This window comes from Tissierella sp. MB52-C2, assembly GCF_030931715.1.
In the GTDB taxonomy this organism is placed as follows: Bacteria; Bacillota; Clostridia; order Tissierellales; family Tissierellaceae; genus Tissierella.
In genome coordinates this window covers 3,155,961-3,175,612 of sequence record NZ_CP133261.1, presented here as the reverse complement: position 1 = coordinate 3,175,612, position 19,652 = coordinate 3,155,961, and the positions used below count along the sequence as shown (strand labels likewise).

Below are 19,652 nucleotides of genomic sequence, written 5' to 3'. Positions count from 1 at the left end.
AAAGTATAGAGTGATGATTACATGAACATAACAAAAAAAATATTCTTTTTCTTTATATTAGTTATAGTTTTAGGATTAGGATTTTCTAAATTCATGCCTAAAGAGAAAAAGATACAAAAAACAGACATAAGATTAAGGATTGGTTCAGGAGATGATATAACTGGACTACTTTTAGAGCAGATCATTAATAAGAGTAAAGAAATGGGTACAGACAGTCCTTATACTATAGAGGAAAAAGAAGATACTCTATTTGATTTTACATTTAAAGACTGCTGAAGTAACACAGCACAATGGGCCTTGAGCTCAGATGAAGTTGATATGGCCTTTTATTGTAATCATATGGCTTTACATTTGGTCCGTGCCAATGATGATTTTCAAATATATGGCCCTGTTGTTATGAATGCAGAAGTCATTGCTTATAAAGATGAAGTAAGTGATATACACAAACTTGGCATAGGGCAAAAGAGAGAACATTTATATGAATTGGTTAAAGAAAGTTATGGACATATAGAGGAAATTGTTGAAATATCTCCTGTTAATCTACCTTATTCATTAGAAGGAGGACAAATTGATGGGGCAGTTTTAGATATAACGAAGGCAGCTTTATTGCCTAAGTTTAAATTTACTTCTCTTTCAAAAAATGATTATATTTCCTATAGCCTAATTGTAAGGAAAGATGTGGTAAATACAAAAGCTTTTCGAGAATTTCTGATAGAATACAACAAAACAATAGAAGAGTTAAATGAAGTGGAAACACTTAAAAAATATATAAGTATGCCAAAGGAATTTTGGGATAATACAAATATAAAACTTTTAAGTTTAGAATAGGAAAGGTGAAGATATGTCAATATCAGTGAAAGGAATTACTAAGGTTTTTTCCAATAGAAGAGATAAGAAGTCAATGAATACTGTATTGCAGGATATTTCCTTTGATGTAAGGGAAGGAGAATTTGTGTCACTATTAGGGCCATCGGGCTGTGGAAAGACGACAACACTAAATATTATTGCAGGTTTTTTAAAACATGAAGGTGGAAATATTACAATAGATGGTAAAGATGTAAACAAGCCTGGGCCAGATAGAGCCTTTGTATTTCAAAATTATGCACTTTTTCCTTGGATGAAAGTAGGAGAAAATATTGTTTATCCAATGAAGAAGCAAGGAATACCAAGAAAACAACGTCAAGAAAGACTTAAAGAGCTATTAACGATGGCACACCTTGAAGAATACGAAAATTATTATATCCATGAAATATCTGGTGGAATGAAACAGAGAGTTGCTTTATTAAGGGCTTTAGCCTGTGATCCAAAGATATTATTAATGGATGAGCCCCTAGGTGCAGTTGATTTTCAGATGCGTCAGATGCTTCAGGTACAGTTAGAAGCAATGCTGCAAGGAAGTAACAAGACTGCACTTATGGTTACCCATGATGTAGATGAAGCTATTTATTTAAGTGATAGAGTTATAGTTATGTCTAGGGATCATGGAAGGATATTGGCAGATATAAAGATAGAACTTCCTAGACCTAGAGATAGAAAAAGTGAAAAATATCATCAATATACTAATGAACTATCTGATGTTTTAAGATCTGCCTTAAATGGAGAAGTGAAAAATCAAGGAGATGAGGAATTATTAGAGTTTATTCAGAAAACAGAGAAAAAAGATAGTAAGAAGGCAGCATTTATTTAGACTGGTGTTCTTTAAGAATAACAAAAGTTTAGGGTAAGATAATAAGCTTCTATTAGAATAGTTAATAGGGCTTTTTTAAAGATGTTTTAAAAGGAGGTGACAAATTTGAATTCTCAAGAAAAAGATGTAAAGAGAATGGTACATGCTACTAAGATGAAAGATAGAAATAATTGGAGAAAGCTCAATGGAAAAGACTTCAATATTTATACACCAATTGCATTAATAGTAATTGCCGCAATATGGTGGGTTGCAGCAGAAATCGTTGATAAACCTTTTCTTTTCCCTTCCTTAAAAAGTGTAATGGAAGCTTTATTTAAGGCTATTACAGATTTATACGTACTTAGGAATATTGGTATTACTATGAGGCGTGTTTTAACAGGTGCTTTTTATGCATTTATTATTGGACTACCTATTGGAATGACTATGGGATATTCTAAGACTATGTTAAGAGCTTTTGCGCCTTTTATAAACTCTTTAAGACAGGTTCCTATAATGGCATGGGTACCACTGTCTATTATTTGGTTTGGTCTTGGTGACGGACCTACGATTTTTATGATTGCCTTTTCTGGTATTTTTACAATTATTTTAAATACTATTGCAGGAGTCCAAGACATTAGTAAAGATTATTACAATGCAGCACGGAGTATGGGTGCAAAGACTATGGATATTATTAAAGATATTGTACTTCCAGGGTCGTTGCCAGGGATTATTACTGGTTTAAGACTATCCATTGGTATGGGCTGGATGTCTGTTATCTGAGCGGAGTTCATAGCGACCAGTGCCGGGTTCGGCTACTGTATGGTAGAAGCTCAATCTAGAATGGAAACTCATACAATTATAGCATATATGTTTATAGCTGCTTTAATTGGATTTGGTATTGATAGATTGATGCTCTTAATTGAAAGTATATTACTTAGGTGGAAAGCAGATTAAAATCATCCACCAGTTAGAAAAACTGGTGGAGATTTTTTCTATTGACATTGAAGTCGACTTTAAGGTTTATAATAGGAGGGTAACAGCCCATGTTATTTATCAAAGATATATGTAAAATCACCAGACTTAATAGTTCTGCCGTTAGATATTATGATAGCCAAGGCTTATTAGGAGAAGTAAAAAGGCGAGATAATAACTATAGAATATTTGATGAAAAAGATATAGAAAGATTACTTTTCATAAAAAAAGCTAGAAGCCTAGGTTTTGAATTGGAAGAAATAAAAAAAATATTGATGCTAAAAGATAGTGGAATAGCCCCTTGTAATTATGTAAGTAGTAAGATACAGGAAAAGATATCTTTTATAAAAACAGAAATAGCTAGACTTCAGAAGGAAAATGATAAATTGGAAAAATATTTATCTGATGCAAAAAAAGTAGATGGATGTAAGGGCAAAATATGTCATTATATTGAAGGCATTGAAGAAGAACAAGATAAAAAAATAGGGGGAAATGTAATATGAAAAAAAGAATTATTGCTATGAGTTTAGTATTGGCAATGATGGCAGCAGTTGTAGTAGGATGTACAGACAGCAGCAAAAATACTGTAATTCAAGAGGTTGACTATGATCCAACTGTAGAGGTAGCCAAATATGAATTAGGAGAGCTATCAGCTGGAGATAAGGATTTCGTAATCCAATTGGGATACAGAGATTGTGACCATATGGTTCCATCTATTATAGGAGAAAAAGCTGGAATTTACGAAGCATTGGGTCTAAATGTAGTTGTTACGAAGACTGGTAAAATCATGGAAGCTATGTCTTCAGGTGAAATGCACGTAGGATACCAAGGAATTGAAGGTGCTATTAAATCAGTTAATCAAGGAGCACCATTATTTATGGCAGCAGCAAATCATTTAGGGGGTTCTAGATATTTAGTTGTAAGCAATGATATAAAAGAACCAAAGGATTTAATCGGTAAAACTTTAGCCATTGGTTCAGGGGCAGAAACAAGACCAGAATGGAGAAACTGGGCAGAAGAATTGGATATTCCAGTGGGATTAGAAAACTATGAAGTGGTTGATATGGGTGATAAAGATAAGGTGTTTGCATTAAAAGCTGGACAGCTTGATGCTTTTTCTGCTTGTGACCCTTATGGATCTATGGTAGAATTTGAAGGTTTTGGCCGTATCATGGCTACAGGATGGGGTGCCCATGTTTCAGATAATATGGATGAAGGATGGGGTATATGCTGTATTTATTGTATGAACAATGATTTTTTAAATGATCATCCAGAATTAGCAAAAAGGCTAGTACTTGCCCACGCTTTATCTATTAAATATCTATATGAACATCCTTACAATGCTTCAATGATGTTTGCAGAAGGATTTGGTACTGCTCCAGAAGTTGGATTAAAAACTGTATATATGAAGACTGTAGCAGAAGGTAGAACTATTACATGGAAATTTTCTGAGGAGAATTTAGATAATTATATTCAATATTTCTATGATTTTGAAATTCCAGAAGAAGAAATTCCAAATATAAATGATATTCAAAAGTTCATGTCAACGGATTTACTTGAGACTTGCGGCATTGAAGATTTTAATACATTCATAAAAGAAAATATTGATACAAACTTTCCAATTGGAGATACCTATGAGGAATGGTTAGTCAAGGCAAAAGCCGTAGATGGAATTGAAGAAAGCACTGCTAGTAATAATTAGATTAATAAACATAAAAATGGAGCTTATTTAAGCTCCATTTTTATATTTCATAATAAGGACATATGTTTTATAATATAACTTGACATTAAAGTTTACTTTAAGGTTTATAATAAAACTAAGTAAAGGGGTGTGGGTTTATGGGAATAGAATGTCCGAGGTGTAATCAATCAGGAAAAAAGGTAAAAAGTATAACTGTAAAGCATCTAGTAACAGAAAGTCTTGCTGAGAAAGTTCCTGATAAAGAGATTTATTATTTGTGTATGAGTGAAGACTGTGACGTAGTATATTATAATTTAGATAGAGAAGATATTTTTAATAGGACAGAAATAAAGGTGCCTATATGGTTCAAGAAGGATGCCGACCCTAAGTATATATGTTATTGTAGTAAGGTTACTGAAGAAGAAATTATAGATGCTGTAATAAATCAAGGTGCAGAAAATATGAATGATGTTATAAAAATTACAGGGGCAATGGAGAATGGAAACTGTACCTTAAATAATCCATTAGGTAGATGTTGTGGTTCAATTATAATGGAAACTATAAATAAGGCAATAAAAGCTAATAAATAGTGGGAAAACAAAGAGCTGCTGAGAAGTAATTACTTCTCAGCAGCTCTTTGTTTTTAGCAACAATCTTCCATACCTTCACCAAATAAATCTCTTATTTCAATATCATCAATTAGTCTAAATATAGAGTATCCGAAATTACCATCCTTTGAACCAGAGATAATAAATTCTATTGGCCCAGTTTTGTCAATATCTTTAAACTCAATTACTTGATTATCTATGGGAGCCTTTACATGTTCAGATAATTTAAATCCATTACCTGTATCTATAACTACAACCATTGCATTTTTTTTATGAGATTCATTATATATAACCAGTAAATCCTTACGTCCATCATCATTTAAATCTTCATATCCACACAGTATTACTTTATTCTCAGGATGAGTTTCATTAAAATAAAGAAGAAGTTCATTGTCTGGTTCTACTCCTAAGGCCTGCAAAGTATTGCCGTTTTCTAAATAATAAGCATAGAAGCCCAATATAAAGAGTATCAATCCTATTAATATAATTTTAGTACTTTTTTTCATTTCTCTACCTCGTTTGCTTTGCAAGACTTCTGGATAAGTCTTTGATTTTCGGATATATAGCCTTTAAGAAAAATAAGAAAATTATAAGAGAACATAAATATTTAAGCGGTTCTGGTAAAGTAAACAGAAATTTATTTGCACTTTCAATACTATTATCGATTTTATTGAAATTAATGGCAGGTTTAAATCCAGGCATCAACCATAAGTTGGTCAAATATCCAACACTAAATGCAAAAATAGAGATTACTAAACCATATATAATAGCAGTTTTTTTACCAATCATCTTATATATACTTAATAGTTCTGGAATATTAGTAGCTGCCCCTGCCATTAAAAAGGTAATTGCGGCTCCAGGTGAAGCTCCACTGGCGATTAAAGCTGCTATGAACGGAATATGTCCAACTGCACAAACATACATCAATGCTGCCAGGATTGCCACATTCCAAAGGGACAACATACTAGGATTTCCTAAGTATTTCTGTATAAATGAATCTGGAAATACAGTTAAGATAAATCCACCGAATAACATTCCCAAAACCACATATTTGCTTAAAACTGTGGCTAAATCATGTATAGCCCAATGCATACCTGATTTTAATTTTTCTAATAAAGGAATCTTTTCTGTCTGATCCAATGATGCTAACATTATCTCTTCCTCTAGGTTAGGCTTTCTTAACTCATCTCCACCTAATTTATTGCCTATTATTCCAATAATAAAAGGGAGTAGAAATCCTGCAGCTACATTTATCATGGTCAATTCCTTTCCCAATAGTCCATAGCTAAGTATTAAGGCTATGGGATTAAGGGCAGGTGTAGAAGCCATAAATGCCAATGTGGGTCCTACATAAGCTCCAGAGTAGTATAAGCTAATACCAAGGGGAATTGTCCCACAGCTGCAAATAGGCAGACACATACCTGATATGGTTGATTTAAAAATGGAGCTGATTTTAGTGTTTCCCAAGGATTTATGAAATCTAGCTGGGGTTATAACATCGTGAAGGAGTCCTGCAACTATGTAACTAAAAACAAGCCAACCTGAAGCACCATTTAATAAATTAATTGAAGATAATAAAATATCTTTTAAAAATTTTAATAATAACAATAAAATCACTTCCTATTTTCTAATTCTCTTACTGCAGATTCAATTTCTTTTTCAATAATATCCTTAGATATTCTTTGAATTTTCTTTTTTTCATTTATAATTAAAGTTCCTCGAAATATAACTCCATATTTTTTTATATAGTCCATGTTTTTACCTGCATAATAAATCTTTACATCTACTTTATCCTTATGTTTAGCTGCAGCATCCTCTACAGCACGGGTATAACCGTCACATCCAGATCATGTGTTGATAAATTCCACTAAAACCTTAGACATACTTCCACCTCCATGGTCTAATAAGACAAGGCCCGTATTAACGGACCTTGTTCTAAAATGTGATTACTTGGTCAAGCTCTACTGAATTAAGGGCACCATATAATACTGGGAAGCATCCAATAGCAGCATCTTTTACAAGATTGTTTTCTATTTGTCTTTCAATGGCACACTGATCACAGGCTAGAAGTATCATACCGGTTTCTTCATGTAGCTTTTGAAGCCTTTCCCCAATATCAGTGTCCTTCAATAATAAGAAGGTATTATCAAATACAAAAAACATACCTACCACTTCTGCTCCATGGTTACCAGCTTCAAGCTGTGGTATTACCATGTCTCTTAAGATAGTTCTTGCATTATCAGAACTTATTACATATGCAACTTTCACAAAAATTCCCCCTATATCTTTAAAATCCCCTAAATAATATCATAATTGGATAAAAATTAACAATTTAAATATATTATGACAAGAGGACAAGTTATTAATATTATCTATTTAACAATCATTTTTTAAAATGATATTATAAGTTGAGTAATAGAATGGAAAGGAATGGTTTTGTGGATAAACTTGAATATAGATACTATTCTAATGAACAGTTGAAAATAGATAGTATAGATAGTAGATTGTCAAAAGAGGAAAAGAAAATTAGAAGATATTTGATGAATTATGTCATCAATAAAAGACGGGCATTCAATTTATCTAATACATCTAAAATTGCAAAAGACATGAGAATTATAGGTGAAGAGGTAAATAATGTATTAGATAGTTTAATTGAAAAAAATGGGCTAGTAGTAGATGAAGAAGGAAATGTTAATTTTATGTATCCGGTTTCAGCAATTCCTACGAATCATAGGGTAAGACTTCAGGATGGTAGAGAATTTACTGCTATGTGTGCAATAGATGCTATTGGAGCAGCCTTTACTTTCAAACAAGATACGAATATAGAATCAAAATGTAGTCAATGTGGTTCTGATATTAAAGTAAGTATAAAAAATGGTGAATTATATAGCTATGAACCTAGTGACTTACATATACTCCATGTGGATTTAAATAAAAATCTAAACTGGTCAGGTAACTGCTGAAACATAATGAATTTCTTCTGTACGGAGAAAGAATATAATACTTGGGTTGAAATGATGGAACTAGATAAGTCTCAGATATTCTGTTTAAATGCTGAAGAAGCAACTAAGGTTTCAAAAATGTTATTTAGTGTAACAGATATATAAATGTAGAAAAACTTTAATACGTATATACCCCTTAATTTTTGTCAATGATAGTAATAGAAATTAGGGGGTGTTTTTATGTTGAGCTTTATAAAAAAAGACTTAGGAAAAAGAGAAAAGACAGAATTAGATAAATTAAATGAATTAAAAACTCAGATGCTAGAAAATCTAAGACAGGCTCATGAGGAATGGCAGGATAATGAAAAGTTTTTTCAATCGGTTTCAGACCCGGATTTAATAGATTATGCCATATATGAAGCAGAGGCATCTAAACTAAAATATATATATTTGTTGAAGAAAATAAAAGAGTGGGATAAAGATATTTCAGAAGAACTCATAAATCAACAGATGGAAAATATTTCAGTTGATAGCTAGTACAAAAATATGTAATATTTTCTAATTCTCTCCTATATTTATAGTATAATAGGAACGGGAGGGATAGTAATGGAATTGGGTACAATTTTTTATTATATCATTGGTCTTTTTTTATTATATATCATAGGACTTATACTAGTATGGCCTATCAAGAAGATATTTAAATTGGTAGGTAATGGTATTTTAGGAGGATTGATATTACTTCTTTTTAATACCATAGGAAAATACTTTGGATTAGGTATAGCGATTAATCCATTAAATGCTATTATAGTGGGATTATTAGGGGTCCCTGGTGTGATATTATTACTTATTCTTCAAATGATAATATAGTATACTAGGGTATGAAATCCGAAGTTTGTATAAGTGGCTAAAATATGATATACTAGTAATAATAAATATAAAAATGAACAGGGGGTATATTATATGCCAGCGATAAAAATGCAAATGACAAAGAGAACTGAGACTGGAAAAAATTTAGTAAAGAAAATAAGAGAAAAAAATATAATACCTGCAGTTATATACAGTAGAGGCGGAGAAACAATTAGCGCTTCAGTATCTTCAGCGGAATTCCAAAAAGTATATAGAGAAGCAGGAGCATCATCCTTATTAGAATTAGATGTAGCAGGAGAAGTAATGCCAGCTATTATAAAGGATATTCAAAGACATCCTGTAAAGGGAGAAATACTTCATATTGATTTCCAAAAATTAAATATGGATGAAAAAGTAAAAATGTCTGTTCCTGTTATATTAGTTAATAGAGATAATATAAGACTACAACCTTCAATATTAATGCAATTGTTAGACCAGATAGAAATCGAATGTCTACCAACCAATATTCCAAATGGAGCAGAAGTAAATGTAGAAAATATGGACTTTACAACGCCAATACTTGTAAAGGATTTAGATATTGCAAATATAGAAGGTATTACAATATTAAGAGATTTAGAAGATGTAGTTTGTACATTATCTCAGCCATCAGTATCTGAGGAAGAAACAGATGAAGATGATATACCAGAAGCAACAGAAGCAGCACCAGATGAAATTGAATCAAAAGAGTAATATGATAAAAGCTTTTATAGAAATGTTAAATTAGTTTTTGTCAAGACTTGTTGAAGTCAGATTAAGTTTATAATAGGAAAAGTACAAAAGTAGAGTTTTCCTATCCGTCATATAAAAACCCATATTTCCTATGGGTTTTTATTTTTCAATATAATATAAGCAAAATCCAAAAAATGCCAGTACACAGTAAATTTTAAATAACAATACTTCACCCTTGCCAAGCACGAAATAAATTATAAAGAATAAAATATAGTATTAAGGCAATAATCCTAATGGAAATAAAATAAGGGGTGAGCTATGTGTATTGTATAATATGTGGAAATGAAAAAACAGGGATAACACTATTGAGGCAAACAGTATGTAAAGATTGTATAGACGAAATAGTAAATGTATCCATATTCGATGAGAACTATGACTTGTATAAAAATTTTATTAGAATTTTATTAGGATACTACATATCTGAAAAGCACCAACTGAACCCTGTAAATTAATACAGGGTTTTTTCAAATTATAGTTTATATATCTCAAAAAGTGATATATAATAAGTAAGAAAATTTATTTTTTATTAGGAGGATGATGACAGGGATGAAAACTCCCGTATTTGAAGCACTAAAAAAATTGATGGAAGAAGATAGCGTTTTCTTCCATATGCCAGGACATAAAGGCAAAAACTCACTGATTAATTGGGGAGAATATATACCTCAAATAGATACAACAGAAACTTATGGCATGGACAATCTCCTAGATCCAAGGGGAATTATACAAGAGAGTGAAGATTTGGCAGCTGGTATATTTGGAGCAAAATCTACCCACTACGGAGTAAACGGTTCAACGGGAAGTATATATATAGCCTTGGCTACCATAACAAAGCCAGGAAATAAAATATTAGTGCAAAGAAATTGTCATAAGGCAGTATACAATTCGATGATTTTAAATAGATTAAAACCGATTTATATGTATCCTAATTATAATGAAGAATATCATGTAATGACTGGTATAGATCCAAAGGAGATTGATGAGATTTTATCTGATGATCCTGAGATAAAAGCAGTAGTCTTAACTTATCCAAACTATTATGGAGTGTGTTCAGATTTAGAAACAATAGCAAATATAGTTCACAAACATAACAGAATATTAATGGTAGACGAGGCCCATGGACCTCATATGACTTTCTCAGACAGATTACCTAAATCTGCTTTAGAATGTGGTGCAGATATAGTAATTCATAGTACCCATAAGACCTTACCAAGCTTTACACAGACTTCTATGATTCATATAGGGTCAGATAGGGTAGATTTGAATAAACTTAAGGATAGATTCCAACTATATACTACTACTTCACCATCATATTTATTTACTGCGTCTAATGAAATAGCAGTAGCATATATGGATACTGATGAGGCTAAGAAAAAGTTAGAGTGGAATATAGATAAATGTGAAGAGACTATAAAGAGACTTAATGCCATAGATAGAGTATTTGTATTTACAGGAGATGAAAGCGATAAAACAATATTTGCAAAGGATAATACGAAGATATTATTTAGAATAGAAGGTATGAAGGGTGCCCAGGTGAAGAGACGATTATATGAAAAATATAATATAAGACTTGAAATGACTGATTACTACTACGCATTAGCCCTTACATCACTAATGAATGAAGATGAAGACTATGAAAAACTAATAGCTGCTGTGGAGGATTTAGCAAAGAATGCATCTTATGAGGAAATATCTCCAGTTAGTATAAATATGCCAGAACCTAAAATAATAAAACCTATATATGAGGCTTATCATGGTGAGAAAAAACAAAGAGAATTAAAAGATAGTATAGGAAGGATCTCTGCTACATCTATTATTCCTTATCCACCTGGAGTACCTTTAGTAGTTCCAGGAGAAGAAATAACTCAGGAATTATACGACCAAATAATCTTTCTAATGGAAAACGATATAGAAATAGTAGGTCTGATGGGGTATAATAAAGATAGATTAGTAGTTGTCGAATAGAAAGGAAGAATTAGGTGAGAGGACTTTTTATAACCTTAGAAGGACCAGATGGTTCAGGTAAATCTACAATAATAAAATTAATAGGAAATTATCTAGAGAAAAAAGGCATAGACTTTATAATGACTAGAGAGCCTGGTGGTACTTTAATAGCTGAGGAAATTCGTCATATTGTCCTAGATGAGAAAAATACAAATATGGGAAAAGAAACAGAGGCTTTACTATATGCAGCTTCAAGGGCTCAGCATGTTCATGAAAAGATAAGGCCTGCCTTAGAAGAAGGAAAGCTTGTGCTTTGTGATAGATTTGTATTATCTAGCTTAGCTTATCAAGGTGTGGGAAGGGGTTTAGGTATAGATGAAGTAAAGGCTATTAATGATTTTGGGGTTAAAGGATTAAATCCAGATTTAATCCTATTTTTCCATATAGATCCAGAGTTGACTTTAAAGAGAAAGTTTCTTGAGGATTCCCCTGATAGATTGGAACAAGAAGGAAGTGAGTTTCATAAAAAGGTATATGAAGGCTATATGGAACTTTTAAAACTATATCCTGAAAATATTAAAATAATAGATGCAACTAAAACTATTGAAGAAGTATTAGAACAAAGCATTGGAGAAATAGAAGAGTTGTTAACTAAAAAAAGGGAGTGATAATATGAAACTAATTATATGTATAGTTCAAGATCAAGATGCAGGAGCTTTAATTGATGATTTGACAGAACAAGAATACAGAGTTACTAAATTATCATCTACAGGTGGTTTTTTGAAGTCAGGCAATACGACTCTTTTAGTAGGAGTAGATGAGAAAGATGTTTCCCCTGTACTCAAAGTAATAGAGGACAACTGTAAAACTAGGGAACTTACTACATCACTGCTTACAGTAACTATGCCAGGAGACACTTATATACCATATCCACTGGAAGTAAAAGTTGGTGGAGCAACAGTATTTATACTTGATGTAGAAAAACATATTAAAATTTAGGAGTGAGGAAAATGAAACTTATTATTGCCATAGTTCAGGATGATTATATTACAAAGCTTATAAAGGCTTTAATGGATAACAAAATAAGAGCAACAAAGCTTTCCTCAACAGGTGGTTTTCTTAAATCAGGAAATACAACACTTTTTATTGGAGTAGAGGATAAGGAAATTGACAAGGTTGTGGATTTAATCAAGGAAGAATGTTCTAGTAAGAAGGTTAAGGATGGAAATAATGAAATAACCCTTGGGGGAGCTAATTTATTTGTAGTGGATATAGATAAATACATGAAGATATAAGTTAGGGGATAATATGGATTTTAACGAGATAATAGGTCATGAAAAACAAATAGAAGCTTTAAAAAAATCAATGGAAAACAGAACTATAAGTCATTGTTATTTATTTGAGGGAGAAAAAGGCTTGGGGAAAAGAAATGTCGCCCTAGCCTTTTCTAAATCTCTCTTATGTAAAGATAAAGCAGAAAGACCCTGCAATAAATGTAGCTCTTGTATTAAATTTGATACAATGAACCATCCAGACTTTAAAATATTATCACCAGAAAAAGGAATAATAAGGAAGGAAAATATAGATAAACTTATATCTTCCATGTCAACATCTCCCTTTGAAAGCGAGAGAAAAGTTTTTATAATCGAAGATTGTCATATGATGAGACTGGAAAGTCAAAATGCACTATTAAAAACTCTGGAGGAACCCCCAGAGTATATTAATATTATTCTGATTACAAATAGTATAAGTAAACTCATACCTACGATATTATCAAGATGTCAAATATTTAAGTTTTATCCACTGGAAATACATAAGGTAAAGGATTTATTAATAAGGGATTATGGAATAGATGAAGATAAAGCACAATTTATTGCAAGCTTCACCAAAGGATCCTTAGAGCGTTCGCGAGAATTAGCCACTTCAGAAGACTTCTTTCAAAAGAGAGAAGAAATCATAAAGGTTATTGATAGTTTGTTAAAAGGAGATAAGATAAAAGCACTTACTTCCATAGACCTATTTAATGAAGATAAGGAAAATATTGAAGAAATTTTAGACATTTTTCTCTATTGGTTTAGGGATCTGCTCATCTATAAAGAGATAGGTGATACATCCCTATTAGTAAACAAGGATAAAGTCGAAATATTGTCTAAAGAAACCTATATAGATTTACATAGAATTAATGATATAATATATACAATAGAAGATACTAAAATAAACATAAAAAGAAATGTGAATTTTAATTTATCTATAGAAATTATGCTTCTCGGTATATAGGAGGAATTATAAATATGGTAAAGGTAGTAGGAGTAAGATTTAAGAAGGCGGGGAAAATTTATTATTTTGATCCCGATGATATAGATGTAAAGTTTAATGATTTTGCAGTGGTAGAAACAGCCAGGGGAATAGAATTTGGACATGTAGTAGTAGGACCAAAGGAAATCACAGAAGAAGAAATAGTAGCGCCCTTAAAAAAGGTCATAAGAGTAGCCTTGGATGAGGATTTTGATACCCATAGAGAAAACAAAAGAAAGGCAAAGGAAGCCTTAATCATATGTCAGCAAAAAGTAGAAGAACATAAATTATCTATGAAACTAGTAGATGTAGAGTATACCTTTGATAATAATAAGGTAATATTTTATTTCACTGCTGATGGTAGAGTAGATTTTAGGGAATTAGTAAAGGACTTAGCTGCAATATTTAGGACTAGAATAGAACTTAGACAAATAGGAGTAAGAGACGAGGCTAAAATGGTAGGTGGCATAGGTCCCTGCGGAAAGGTATTATGCTGTGGACAATTCTTAGGTGAATTTGAACCGGTATCTATAAAAATGGCTAAAGAACAAAGCTTGTCTCTGAATCCAACTAAAATTTCAGGACTTTGTGGCAGACTTATGTGTTGTCTAAAATATGAACATAATGTATATGAAGAACTTTTAGAAAAAATGCCTCATGTTGGAGATATAATAATTACTCCAGAGGGAAAAGGTACTGTAGTAGAAACATTTACATTACTTGAAAAAGTAAAAGCAAAGGTAAAACTACAGGATAATACAGAGGACTTACTTTATTTCCTAGTAAAAGATATTACAAATACTGGAGAAATAGATCCAGCTTATATAAAGGAAAGAGAAGAAATCATAGAAATATCAGATGAAGATATAGATATAAAAATACTGGAAGATTAATTAAATAATAAAAAAGTTCAAAATACCTTTTATTCTTATAAAAAATCTGCTAAAATAGAAGCGTGTATAAACATAAGAATAATTAGGGGGGTGAAACAATTGTCATATAAAATTCACGATGATTGTATTGCATGTGGTGCTTGTCAACCAGAATGTCCAGTAGATGCTATATCAGCAGGCGATATATATGTAATAGATCCAGATAAATGTATCGAATGTGGTGCTTGCGCTAACGTTTGTCCAGTAGATGCACCAAAACCAGAATAGTACTTATAAAAAAGACCCTTAAGGGTCTTTTTTAGTAATTTGTATTTTAGGCGTAAGGCATCTTCATCATTTAAATTATTTTAAAGGAGAAATTTATGTTAAAGGAAAATGAAAGAATAGACATAGTACCAGGTACTGATTTTAAGATAATACAAAATAAAGAAAGATTCTCCTATGGTACCGATGCCATATTTTTATCTGACTTTGCTAAATCTAAGGGTGTAGTAGTAGATTTAGGTACAGGAACTGGAATTATTCCTCTTAGGCTATATGGAAAGGATAAAGTGGGTATAATCTATGGTGTGGAAATTCAAGAAGAAGTAGCTGAAATGGCTAAGAGAAGTATAGAATTAAATGGATTGGAAGAGAAGATAAAGATACTAAATATGGATTTGAAAAAACTACCATCTATCTTTGGAAAAAATACAGTGGATACTATAACATCAAACCCGCCATATATGAAGTCGGGAGGAGCCTTAGTAAATCCAGATGAAAATTTTGCCATATCTCGCCATGAGGTAGCTTGTACTTTAGATGATATAATAGAAGTGACAGATTATTTATTAAAGCCATTAGGAAAGTTTTATATGGTACATAGACCTGATAGACTAGTAGATATAATTTACCTACTAAGAAAACATAAATTAGAACCAAAATACATAAGATTTGTTCAACCAAAATTAAATAAGAAGCCAAATTTAATATTAATAGAAGCAGTAAAAGGTGGAAAGCCAGATTTAAAATTCTACGATCCCCTTATAGTATATAATGATGATGGAAGTTATACTGAAGAAATAACTCCGATTTATGGAGCCAGGCATCAAAAATAGGAGTTATTAAACATTCTGAAAACGAGGAGAAGAAGATGGAACGAGGAAAATTATATATATGTCCTACACCTATTGGAAACTTAGAGGACATTAGTTTTAGAACCATAAGGATATTGGAAGAAGCAGATTTAATTGCAGCAGAAGATACAAGACATACTATAAAATTATTGAATCACTATGATATAAAGAAGCCCCTTACTTCTTACCATGAACATAATATAAAGGAAAAGGGTATGGAGCTAATAGAAAGATTAAATAATGGTACAAATATAGCCTTAGTATCTGACGCTGGAATGCCAGGTATATCAGATCCAGGGGAAGCCCTCATAGGAGAAGCCATAGATGAAGGTATAGAGGTAATAGTCCTTCCTGGAGCAACAGCTTCTATTACTGCCCTAGTAGGGTCAGGATTACCAACTGATAAGTTTATTTTTGAAGGATTTTTATCTCCTAAGAAAAATGAGAGAGTAAAGGAATTAAAAAGGATTAAAGAATACAAATATACAACTATAATCTATGAAGCACCTCATAGATTATTAAATTTATTGGAAGATATGTTAGATGCCCTGGGAGAAAGAAAAATCTCCATATCAAGAGAGCTTACAAAGAAATACGAAGAAACCTTTCGAGGGACCATAGATGAAGCTTTGAATTACTTTAGAGACTCTGGAGTTAGGGGAGAGTTTGTACTTATTCTAGAAGGAAACCAAGAGGAAGAGGTAGAGGAAGAAGTAGATATAGAATCCTTACTTAGGAAATTTATAGAGGAAGGAATGACAAAAAAAGAAGCAGTAAAAAAAATAGCCCATGAATATGGAGTGGCGAAGAATGAAGTATATAGAATATCGGTTAAAATCAGTGAATAGTTAATAGTGAATAGCTTGTAGTTAGGCAGGAGTGTCTTTTAATCTTTTCAACTATTCACTATTAGTTATTAGTTATTCACTAAAATAGCGGGGGTGATTTTTATTTATAATATACATAATGAACTAAAGGAGAAAGTATCTAGTCTTAATAGTTCCATGGAAGAGAGGTATAGGGAAGTTCTTTCCATAGACAAGCCATCTTTGAGAAAGTTTATAGAAGAATATATAGGAAAGGTTACTTTTCTTGAAAAGCTAGATAATAAATATTTAGCCTTATATGAAGCTAAGGGTGGTATTGTTGGGGTAGATGGCTCTACTAATCGTATAGGCGGAGCTTATCCTCATTTTGTAGATATATTTCAGGGATTGGCAAAGTCTACAATAGTCAATAATAAACCTATATTTAAGTCAGATCTATATACACCTTTGATTCCAGATAAGGAGAGAAGCATATTAGCAGAGGATGAAAAGGAAATAGCTGAACAGAGAAACAAATTATTAGCCAGTATAGAAGTAGAAGTTGCCCTTGAAGCTGTAAGAAGCCATAAGCCCTATGCAATACTTATGGATGGTTCTTTAATTAGATATAATATATATTCCTATGACTCCTGGATAAATCTAAGGGAAGAATGTGAAAAACAAGGGATATTATTAGTTGGAGTTATAAAGGATATAAAGACTTCTATTATAGGAGATAAACTAAAGGAAGTATACTCTAATATGAGTGTAGATGTTTATGATAGAGAATTGCTCTTTGGGCAGCTTAAATATGGTGAAATGATAATCATAAATGATGAAGTAAATAAAAAGAATATAGAAGGATATTCTTCTCTCTTTATGAGATCATCTCTTCAGCCTACAGTCATAGGTATGGACATAATAGATAGTCAAAAGGAATACTTAGAAGAAATGGGCAGACTAGTATTTACCTTAACACCAGAAAATAGCAGAGGTGTGCCTTTATGGCTAGATATAGTAGATAAAGAAGTACAGATATCTGATGCCATAATGAAGGGGCTTATGGAAAGATATATGGATAGAGATTTATATGAAAGGTTTTTTGTATCAGAAAGAGCTAAAAGGCAGTAAAGGGTAAATAGTTATCACTAAAAAGGAGGAAAAATATGCAAATAGTCGGCATTACTACTCAACAGGAAGTGTTTATAGGATCTAAGACTAGGAATTTTAGAATAAATGAATTTTTAATTATAGAAGATCCTTATCAAAATGATTTGATGGGGGAAGTTGTTGAGGCTAAGACTTTTAATAGATATATTCCCTTAAATATAGCAGGAGACTTTGTAGATTCTTCTGTATTGGAATCTCTGAAGACTCTAGGCTATAATATTGATGAGGAAACTATTTATATAGCTAAGGTAAGACTTTTAAATGAAGCTTTGTATCCAGTACAAACAGGAGCAGATGTTAGACTTCCAGAATTCCATGAAGTAAAAGATTTAATGATAAAGACTAAAAAAGAAGATGGCTTAGTTTTAGGTGTTATTAAAAATACAGATGATATGGCTGTAGATATGGACGAAGAATATAAAAATCTTTTATATACATTTGAAGAAAAGGGACTGTGTCCTCAAAGGGAGATACCATATATATTAGATGTAAGATCTATGCACCATTATCCTCACATAGGAGTATTCGGTGGTTCAGGTTCAGGTAAGTCCTTTGGACTTAGGGTAGTGCTGGAAGAATTAATGAAACAAAATATTCCTACTATAGTATTAGACCCGCATTTTGAAATGGACTTTAGTGAAAGGGCAGGATATTTAGAAGATCATACCATAGACTTTAAGGACAAGTTCAAATGTCTGCAAGTAGGGTATCATGTAGGAGTTAAGTTTGAGGATTTATCTAGTCAGGACTTAAAAAACTTGCTAGATGCGGCTTCTCACCTTACTGATTCCATGAACAATGTAGTAGACGTATTGTTTAAGAGAAAGGATTCCTTCAGCAGCTTCTATAATAAACTTCAGATGTTGACAGAGGCTCAAGAGGAAGGTTCTATAGATAGGATAGACAATAGGATTAACTATGCAGATCATCAAGAAGAAAAAAAGGCATGGGAGAAGAGAAAAGAGCTTTATTTATCCTACGATAAAACTTGCCCTTACAACTCAGTAAAGGGAATAATATGGAGACTAAAAAGGTTAGATAACGAAGGTATATTTTCTAAAGATGTACGTGAAATAGAAGATGGGCTTCAAAGGGGGAAATTAATGGTTATTCAAGGTAATACTAGAATTCTTCAAGTATTTAGTACCTACCTGTTAAATAGCCTATATCATAAGAGAAGAGATTATAAAGATGCTTTATATAAGAAAATCCATTCAGAATATTTTCCACCATTCATAGTAGTTACAGATGAGGCCCACAACTTTGCGCCTAAAGGATATGATTCTCCATCTAAATCTATACTTAAGGAAATATCTCAGGAAGGACGAAAATATGGAGCATTTCTAATCTTGGCAACTCAAAGACCTACATTATTAGATGAAACTATAACAGCTCAATTGAATACTAAATTTATATTTAGAACAGTTAGGGCATCAGATATACAGACTATAAAGGAAGAAACAGACCTTACAATGGAAGAAACTAGAAGGCTTCCTTATTTAAGGACAGGAGACGTATTTATTTCCTCGGCTTCCATGGGAAGAACCATATTTGCAAGGATTAGAGCAGCCATAAGTTCAAGCCCCCATACAGAGAATCCCTTTGATGAGTTAAAAACCAAGGGAAAAGAAGATGATGAAAAGTTTTTAAATATAATAAAATCTAAACTACCTATAAATGATACAGAACTTTTAGATATAGTTATAGAAATTGAAAAGGAAGCTAATATTACATTTACCTTAGACTCCTTAGAAGATAGGCTGAAACAAATGGTAGATAAGAGCTATATAAAGAAGGAAGAGACCATATTCGGATATAGATATAAAGAAATATAGGGCGATACAATTAGTAAAGTTAACTAATGAATTTAATATATAACTATGAAAAAATGTTTCTTTAAGAAACATTTTTTTGAATATTTGGAAAAC

Annotated in this window: 26 protein-coding genes; 22 read left to right on the top strand and 4 right to left on the bottom strand. The window is 31.9% G+C overall.

The features are described 5' to 3' along the window. The first annotated feature begins 21 nt into the window (after positions 1-21). From saoB to RBU61_RS16005, 6 genes are all read left to right on the top strand, one after another. Positions 22-828 (top strand): ABC transporter substrate-binding (seleno)protein SaoB, encoded by an 807-nt coding sequence (gene saoB / locus RBU61_RS16030; RefSeq protein ID WP_311144035.1) that lies wholly within the window; start codon positions 22-24, stop codon positions 826-828. Positions 829-841: 13 nt separating this feature from the next. Next, on the top strand, positions 842-1,687 hold the full coding sequence (gene saoA / locus RBU61_RS16025) for an ABC transporter ATP-binding protein SaoA (protein WP_308876649.1): 846 nt from the start codon (positions 842-844) through the stop codon (positions 1,685-1,687). Between the two features lie 135 nt (positions 1,688-1,822). Then, on the top strand, positions 1,823-2,620 hold the full coding sequence (saoP, locus tag RBU61_RS16020) for an ABC transporter permease subunit SaoP (protein WP_308879837.1): 798 nt from the start codon (positions 1,823-1,825) through the stop codon (positions 2,618-2,620). 89 nt (positions 2,621-2,709) lie between these two features. Beyond that, on the top strand, positions 2,710-3,141 hold the full coding sequence (locus RBU61_RS16015) for a MerR family transcriptional regulator (RefSeq protein ID WP_308876648.1): 432 nt from the start codon (positions 2,710-2,712) through the stop codon (positions 3,139-3,141). Beyond that, positions 3,138-4,340: an ABC transporter substrate-binding subunit SaoX gene (gene saoX, locus RBU61_RS16010; protein ID WP_308876646.1), complete on the top strand. Its 1,203-nt coding sequence runs from the start codon at positions 3,138-3,140 to the stop codon at positions 4,338-4,340. The genes RBU61_RS16015 and saoX overlap by 4 nt, the downstream gene beginning before the upstream one ends. Positions 4,341-4,477: 137 nt before the next feature. Beyond that, on the top strand, positions 4,478-4,909 hold the full coding sequence (locus tag RBU61_RS16005; protein WP_308876645.1) for a Csac_0668 family 2Fe-2S cluster-binding (seleno)protein: 432 nt from the start codon (positions 4,478-4,480) through the stop codon (positions 4,907-4,909). A gap of 53 nt (positions 4,910-4,962) precedes the next feature. Here the strand turns inward: RBU61_RS16005 and saoC are convergent, their stop codons facing one another. The 4 genes from saoC to saoD are packed head-to-tail and all read right to left on the bottom strand — an operon-like array spanning position 4,963 to position 7,195. After that, positions 4,963-5,433: a Cys-Cys-COOH (seleno)protein SaoC gene (saoC, locus tag RBU61_RS16000; protein ID WP_308876644.1), complete on the bottom strand. Its 471-nt coding sequence runs from the start codon at positions 5,431-5,433 to the stop codon at positions 4,963-4,965. Between the two features lie 4 nt (positions 5,434-5,437). Beyond that, positions 5,438-6,535 carry an efflux transporter SaoE gene (saoE, locus tag RBU61_RS15995; protein ID WP_308876643.1) on the bottom strand — a complete coding sequence of 366 codons (1,098 nt, stop codon included), beginning with the start codon at positions 6,533-6,535 and terminating at the stop codon, positions 5,438-5,440. Between the two features lie 5 nt (positions 6,536-6,540). Beyond that, entirely contained in the window at positions 6,541-6,810 is a 270-nt protein-coding gene (gene saoT, locus RBU61_RS15990; RefSeq protein WP_308876642.1) for a thioredoxin-like (seleno)protein SaoT, read from the bottom strand. A gap of 52 nt (positions 6,811-6,862) precedes the next feature. Further along, a complete protein-coding gene (gene saoD, locus RBU61_RS15985; protein WP_308876641.1) occupies positions 6,863-7,195 on the bottom strand; it encodes a DsrE-related protein SaoD in 333 nt (110 codons plus the stop codon). 152 nt (positions 7,196-7,347) lie between these two features. On the opposite strand from saoD, the gene saoL reads away from it, so the two are divergent. The 16 genes from saoL (at position 7,348) to RBU61_RS15905 (ending at position 19,559) form a co-directional block, all read left to right on the top strand. Beyond that, positions 7,348-8,034 (top strand): MerB-like organometallic lyase SaoL, encoded by a 687-nt coding sequence (saoL, locus tag RBU61_RS15980; RefSeq protein ID WP_374212458.1) that lies wholly within the window; start codon positions 7,348-7,350, stop codon positions 8,032-8,034. A 75-nt stretch (positions 8,035-8,109) separates the two neighbouring features. After that, positions 8,110-8,406, top strand: coding sequence for a DUF2508 family protein (locus RBU61_RS15975; RefSeq protein WP_308876639.1), 297 nt, complete (start codon positions 8,110-8,112; stop codon positions 8,404-8,406). A 69-nt stretch (positions 8,407-8,475) separates the two neighbouring features. After that, entirely contained in the window at positions 8,476-8,736 is a 261-nt protein-coding gene (locus RBU61_RS15970; RefSeq protein WP_308876638.1) for a pro-sigmaK processing inhibitor BofA family protein, read from the top strand. A gap of 93 nt (positions 8,737-8,829) precedes the next feature. Continuing rightward, positions 8,830-9,465 carry a 50S ribosomal protein L25 gene (locus tag RBU61_RS15965; RefSeq protein WP_308876637.1) on the top strand — a complete coding sequence of 212 codons (636 nt, stop codon included), beginning with the start codon at positions 8,830-8,832 and terminating at the stop codon, positions 9,463-9,465. Between the two features lie 299 nt (positions 9,466-9,764). Continuing rightward, on the top strand, positions 9,765-9,956 hold the full coding sequence (locus RBU61_RS15960; protein ID WP_308876636.1) for a sigma factor G inhibitor Gin: 192 nt from the start codon (positions 9,765-9,767) through the stop codon (positions 9,954-9,956). Between the two features lie 94 nt (positions 9,957-10,050). Continuing rightward, a complete protein-coding gene (locus RBU61_RS15955) occupies positions 10,051-11,466 on the top strand; it encodes an aminotransferase class I/II-fold pyridoxal phosphate-dependent enzyme (protein ID WP_308876635.1) in 1,416 nt (471 codons plus the stop codon). A 14-nt stretch (positions 11,467-11,480) separates the two neighbouring features. Then, positions 11,481-12,113 (top strand): dTMP kinase, encoded by a 633-nt coding sequence (gene tmk / locus RBU61_RS15950; RefSeq protein ID WP_308876634.1) that lies wholly within the window; start codon positions 11,481-11,483, stop codon positions 12,111-12,113. A gap of 4 nt (positions 12,114-12,117) precedes the next feature. Continuing rightward, complete coding sequence (locus RBU61_RS15945; protein WP_308876632.1) at positions 12,118-12,444, top strand: cyclic-di-AMP receptor; 327 nt, start codon at positions 12,118-12,120, stop codon at positions 12,442-12,444. Between the two features lie 11 nt (positions 12,445-12,455). Next, positions 12,456-12,740, top strand: coding sequence for a cyclic-di-AMP receptor (locus RBU61_RS15940; protein ID WP_308876631.1), 285 nt, complete (start codon positions 12,456-12,458; stop codon positions 12,738-12,740). A gap of 13 nt (positions 12,741-12,753) precedes the next feature. After that, a complete protein-coding gene (holB, locus tag RBU61_RS15935) occupies positions 12,754-13,722 on the top strand; it encodes a DNA polymerase III subunit delta' (protein WP_308876630.1) in 969 nt (322 codons plus the stop codon). A 14-nt stretch (positions 13,723-13,736) separates the two neighbouring features. After that, positions 13,737-14,633 (top strand): stage 0 sporulation family protein, encoded by an 897-nt coding sequence (locus tag RBU61_RS15930; RefSeq protein ID WP_308876628.1) that lies wholly within the window; start codon positions 13,737-13,739, stop codon positions 14,631-14,633. A gap of 99 nt (positions 14,634-14,732) precedes the next feature. Then, positions 14,733-14,900, top strand: coding sequence for a 4Fe-4S binding protein (locus tag RBU61_RS15925; protein WP_308876627.1), 168 nt, complete (start codon positions 14,733-14,735; stop codon positions 14,898-14,900). Positions 14,901-14,995: 95 nt separating this feature from the next. Then, positions 14,996-15,730: a tRNA1(Val) (adenine(37)-N6)-methyltransferase gene (locus tag RBU61_RS15920; protein ID WP_308876626.1), complete on the top strand. Its 735-nt coding sequence runs from the start codon at positions 14,996-14,998 to the stop codon at positions 15,728-15,730. A gap of 35 nt (positions 15,731-15,765) precedes the next feature. After that, a complete protein-coding gene (gene rsmI, locus RBU61_RS15915; RefSeq protein WP_308876625.1) occupies positions 15,766-16,596 on the top strand; it encodes a 16S rRNA (cytidine(1402)-2'-O)-methyltransferase in 831 nt (276 codons plus the stop codon). 93 nt (positions 16,597-16,689) lie between these two features. Continuing rightward, the gene (locus RBU61_RS15910; RefSeq protein WP_308876624.1) at positions 16,690-17,685 is read left to right on the top strand and encodes a DNA double-strand break repair nuclease NurA; all 996 of its coding nucleotides are present in this window, start codon (positions 16,690-16,692) and stop codon (positions 17,683-17,685) included. Positions 17,686-17,720: 35 nt separating this feature from the next. Beyond that, positions 17,721-19,559, top strand: a complete 1,839-nt coding sequence (locus RBU61_RS15905; RefSeq protein ID WP_308876623.1) for an ATP-binding protein — start codon at positions 17,721-17,723, stop codon at positions 19,557-19,559. The last annotated feature ends 93 nt before the right edge of the window (positions 19,560-19,652 follow it).